Here is a 4851-nt window from a genome sequence, read left to right as displayed (position 1 = left end):
ACCTAGAATGACTAGGTATCAAAAATTTCACTGCATATTGTCTAAAAAATAGTCACTGCCAGCACCACATTTGAATGTTCAACACGCCCTAATCAGCTACTCTAATAAAACATATTGAATATCTCGTAACGGTTAAGCAGTTCGGCACACGCTGATTTTATCGTTATAATAAGCCTATATTTTTATCTAATAGCTGATAAGTGACCCTTATGACTGACCATACGCCTAACCATACTGACGATAACGATAACAAGCACAATTCACACCAAGCGCTTGATCCTGAAGCATTGCCAAACTTTGATGACATGCCTAATGTCGCGACGATGGATACCAGTCATGTCGATAAAAACCAACCGCCTTTTATCTTGGTTGATGGCTCTTATTATCTGTTTCGCACCTATCATGCGCTACCCAAAACCATGCAAAACTCACAGGGTCTGATCACCAATGCCGTTCGTGGCACACTCAATGCGCTGCTCAAGCTGATGCGCCGTTATCACCCTACCCATATGGCGGTCTGCTTCGATACCAAGTCACCGACTTTTCGTCATCATATGTCTGCTGATTATAAGGCCGCTCGCCCGCCCATCGACGTAGAGCTGGTAGAGCAGATTCCTTATATTCATCGTTTAGTCACAGCGTTAGGTCTTCCGCTACTACGTATCGAAGGCGCAGAGGCCGATGATATCATCGGTACACTTGCCCACCGTGCCGTCGCCGAAGGTCATCATGTCGTCATCTCAACTGGTGATAAAGACATGATGCAGCTGGTGAATGACTGCGTAATATTAGAAGACAGTTTTACAGGTAAAATTACCGACACCCAAGCAGTCATCGACAAATTCGGTATCAATCCAAATCAGATGATTGATTTTTTGACCCTAATGGGCGATGCCTCAGACGGTATTAAGGGCGTACCGGGTATCGGTAAGAAAACCGCAAAAGACTTACTCGTTGAGTACGGTGATATCAGTAACATGTTAAAGCATATTGGCTTTATCAAAGGGCGCGGTGCCAAAGGTCTGATTGAACACGCCGACGATATCCCCTTTAATCGAAAACTGGCCACCATCGTCACAGACTTAGGTATCGGTCAAGACTGGAACGATCTAAAAATCAATACCGATCCTTGTGCTCATATAGACGAATTACGCGAGTTGTATAATGAGCTTGAGTTTAGAAACGAGCTGGCGTCGCTCGACCACCCAAATCATCCTGCCAATGCAAACGGCTCACAAAGTGTCGCTGACAGTCAAGCCAATGCCGAATCACAAGCGCAAGTCGCCAAGTCGCTACAGTCAAATCAGATTGATAATATAAAAGACGGTCACAACCCTGATAGAGCGTGGCACACTGTACTGGATGAGCCTGCGCTTGATAGTTTGATCAAATCATTAGAAGCAGCACCGCATTTCGTCATTGATACCGAAACCACTAGCATCAATTGGCGTCAAGCTGAAATCGTCGGTCTATCCTTTGCTACGCAAGCACATGAAGCGTATTACATTCCGCTAACGCACAGTCTAGAAGGTGATGAGCTGACGGCCAAACAGCTCGATCGCGATACGGTGTTGACACGCCTAAAACCTATTTTAGAAAATTCAAAAATCGGCAAAATCGGTCAGCATCTAAAATACGATGCTCACGTTCTTAGTCATTATGATATCGACCTAGTCGGTGCTATTCATGAGCAGCCTAATAATTGGGCTATGGATACCATGCTTGCCAGCTACGTGATCAATGCTGCCGCCACTCGTCACGGTATGGATGACTTGGCACGGCATTACCTGCAAACGCAAACCATCAGCTATGAAGACGTCGCTGGTAAAGGTGCGAAACAAGTCACCTTTGATCAAGTCGCTATTGATATTGCTAGCGACTATGCCTGTGAAGATGCCGACATTACCTATCAGTTGTTTGATGTATTCAGCGTTGAGCTGGCGAACGATGCCAATAACACCAAGCTACTCCATGAGTTAGAGATTCCTACCGCTGAAATACTATGCCAAATGGAAGCGAATGGCATTCTTATCAAACGTTCGTTTCTAAACGAGTTATCAAAACGCTTTGATGAAGAGATCATCGCGCTTGAAAAACGTGCGTATGAAATCGCTGGTGAAGAGTTCAATCTTGGCTCACCAAAGCAACTAGGCGAAATGCTGTTTGAAAAACTCGGCGTTGCTGGTGGCAAAAAAACCAAATCAGGTCAATACTCGACTGGTGAAGCGGTCCTATCAAAAATCGACCATCCATTGGTAGATATTACGTTGGAATATCGCGGTCTATCTAAGCTTAAGAGCACTTATACTGATGCATTGGATAATGTCGCAGATGCTGAGACGGATCGAGTACACACCAGTTACCATCAGGCATTAACCAGCACTGGTCGTTTGTCATCAACTGATCCTAACTTGCAAAATATCCCAATTCGTACCGCGACTGGTCGATTAATTCGTCAAGCCTTTATCGCACCAAAGAGTCGCGTAATTCTCGCAGCCGATTACTCACAAATCGAGCTGCGTCTCATGGCGCACTTCTCAGGTGATAAAAACTTAACTCATGCCTTTAACGAAGGTCTCGATATTCATGCGGCGACTGCTGCTGAAGTACTTGGCAAAGAGGTCGCAGACGTCACCCCAACCGAGCGCCGCAATGCCAAAGCTATTAATTTCGGGCTGCTATACGGTATGAGCGCGTTTGGACTTGCCAAGCAGCTACAGATGAGCCGTAATGAAGCGCAAGACTATATTGATATGTATTTTGAGCGCTACCCAGGTGTGAAAGACTATATGATTAATACCCGTGCCAGCGCTCATGAACAAGGCTATGTCGAGACCATATTGGGCCGCAAACTCTATACGCCTGATATCACGCACAGTAACCGTATGGTCAAGCAAGGTGCAGAACGTGCTGCGATTAATGCGCCACTTCAAGGATCAGCGGCAGATTTGATTAAGCTGGCTATGATTGCCGTCGATCAAGTATTGCCAAAAGAGCAAGCCAAAATGCTGCTACAAGTCCACGATGAATTGGTGTTTGAAGTCGATGCGGATAAAGTCGATGAAATAAGCCAACTGATTACCGATGCGATGCAAGATGTATTAAAGACAACCGCTGTCGAAAAAGGTTGGAATGTAGACTTTGCAGTACCGTTACTGGTTGAGACTGATAGTGGTCAGAACTGGGATGAGGCGCATTGATACTTGAAGTATATTAAGTATCATTTTATAAAAAATAGAAAACGGCTGAGCATTTTGCTTAGCCGTTTTTGTTAGCACTGTGTTCGTATGACTATTCCGCAATGACCTTGCACTAAAAATAGAAATGAGCACACGTTGAACTGCTAAAAATTAAAACTTCATCAGCCACAACTTTCAAATAACTAAAGACCTATGGCATAATACTTTTGTTTACCCTTTTTAGCTACCTAAAACAACTGAAGCCATCTATGATTAAACCAGTGAACCTTAGCTCCCTTACCTTCTTTACGCTTGCTAGTTTAAGCTTATGCACGCCAGCACTGGCTGACACCGAGACTACTACAGAACCTGAAGCGGTCGCGTCTGTCACATCACAAACGGACTTGCCATCTAGTGACGCTAACCCTAGTCGTGATGAAAACCTCGAACAACTTGGCTATCAATCCACCGACATCTCTACCGAGCAACCCTTGCCACCAGTACCAGAAGAGCAAGACTGGACAGATGAGCGCCGTGAAGATGTTCAAGACCAATTGCACGAATGGGCACACAAAATGGATGGCTGGTTTGGTGAACCTGATCCGAAAGAACCTGCCAAAGCCAGCTTACGAGTTGTGCTAGACACACGTTGGGCCAACGACCCAAAGACAGGTAGCGACGTCACTGTCGAGCCTAGAATTCGTGGTCGCTTACAGTTACCTGTGCTAGAAAAACGACTCAGCCTGATTATCGGTGATGAATATTTGGATGACGATACCTTTTTGAAGCAAGGCACGACTGGCGATACTTACCAAGCGAGCAATAGCAAAGACCGACTTATCGACTCTCGCAAAACTCGAGAAGACAACGCCTCTATTGCACTGCGTTGGTCACGTTTTACCGATGATATCGAAGACCAATTAGGTGTAAAAACAGATGTAGACGTCGGGGTTCGCTCAATCGACGATCCTTATGTCAAAGTCAGTATCGATAAGGACTGGTACGAAAGTAACAATCTAGACATAAGTACCGACAGCTATTATCGCTATGGGCTTGATAGCGAACACTATGCCAAAGGCGCACTCGACCTGCAATATGGCAAAAACAAAAATCGATTTATCAATAACCGTACTACCGTTCGCTATCGTAATGAAGATAATGAAGAGCGCAAAGATTGGAGTAACGACCTCAGACAAGTCCATTATTTAGGTCACGAAAAACAACTGTCTTATGGTGTCTCTGCCAGCGGTTACTTTGAAAGTGACAAATCAGGATTAAACAGTTATGGTCCGGCTATCAGCTACCGCCAACCCGTCTGGCGCAAGTGGCTTTATGTCCAGACCGAGCTAAATTATTATAATGATGAAATAGAAGATAAAGACCATTATCCTTCTGCCCTACTACGTATGGAAGCTTTGTTTTAAGAAACGCTGTCTTGAGAAGCATTGCTTTGATACGATAGACAACCGATTATATCTATGCAAATTTTCTATACTCTAGGGCATGTCCTCAATTCAATCGATAGTTATCTAAATGGGTTAAAAATAGCTAAATCTTGCCAAACGGCGTCAAATAGCTGACTAATATCTCGATATTATCTGCGCTATCTTCTTTGTTTGACGGCAATTTATCTCATTTTTATCACCATTTTTAAAATGAGGACACGCCCTAG

General features: G+C 44.4%; 2 protein-coding genes. Both read left to right on the top strand.

Features of this window, described 5'->3' with window-relative positions:
• The first annotated feature begins 305 nt into the window (after nt 1–305).
• Nucleotides 306–3200: a DNA polymerase I gene (gene polA, locus EI164_RS14630; protein WP_225739329.1), complete on the top strand. Its 2895-nt coding sequence runs from the start codon at nt 306–308 to the stop codon at nt 3198–3200.
• Between the two features lie 248 nt (nt 3201–3448).
• Nucleotides 3449–4603, top strand: coding sequence for a hypothetical protein (locus EI164_RS14625; protein ID WP_192520650.1), 1155 nt, complete (start codon nt 3449–3451; stop codon nt 4601–4603).
• The last annotated feature ends 248 nt before the right edge of the window (nt 4604–4851 follow it).

The sequence above is a fragment of the Psychrobacter sp. FME13 genome (genome assembly GCF_014861395.1).
Lineage (GTDB): Bacteria > Pseudomonadota > Gammaproteobacteria > Pseudomonadales > Moraxellaceae > Psychrobacter.
The sequence above is the reverse complement of the archived record's forward strand: the minus strand, read 5'-3'. Positions and strand labels throughout refer to the sequence as shown.

What these genes read in the sequence shown, in the direction of transcription:
- EI164_RS14625 (WP_192520650.1), top strand. Translation starts at nt 3,449, where the DNA reads ATGATTAAACCAGTGAACCTTAGCTCCCTTACCTTCTTTACGCTTGCT.
- polA (WP_225739329.1), top strand. Translation starts at nt 306, where the DNA reads ATGCCTAATGTCGCGACGATGGATACCAGTCATGTCGATAAAAACCAA.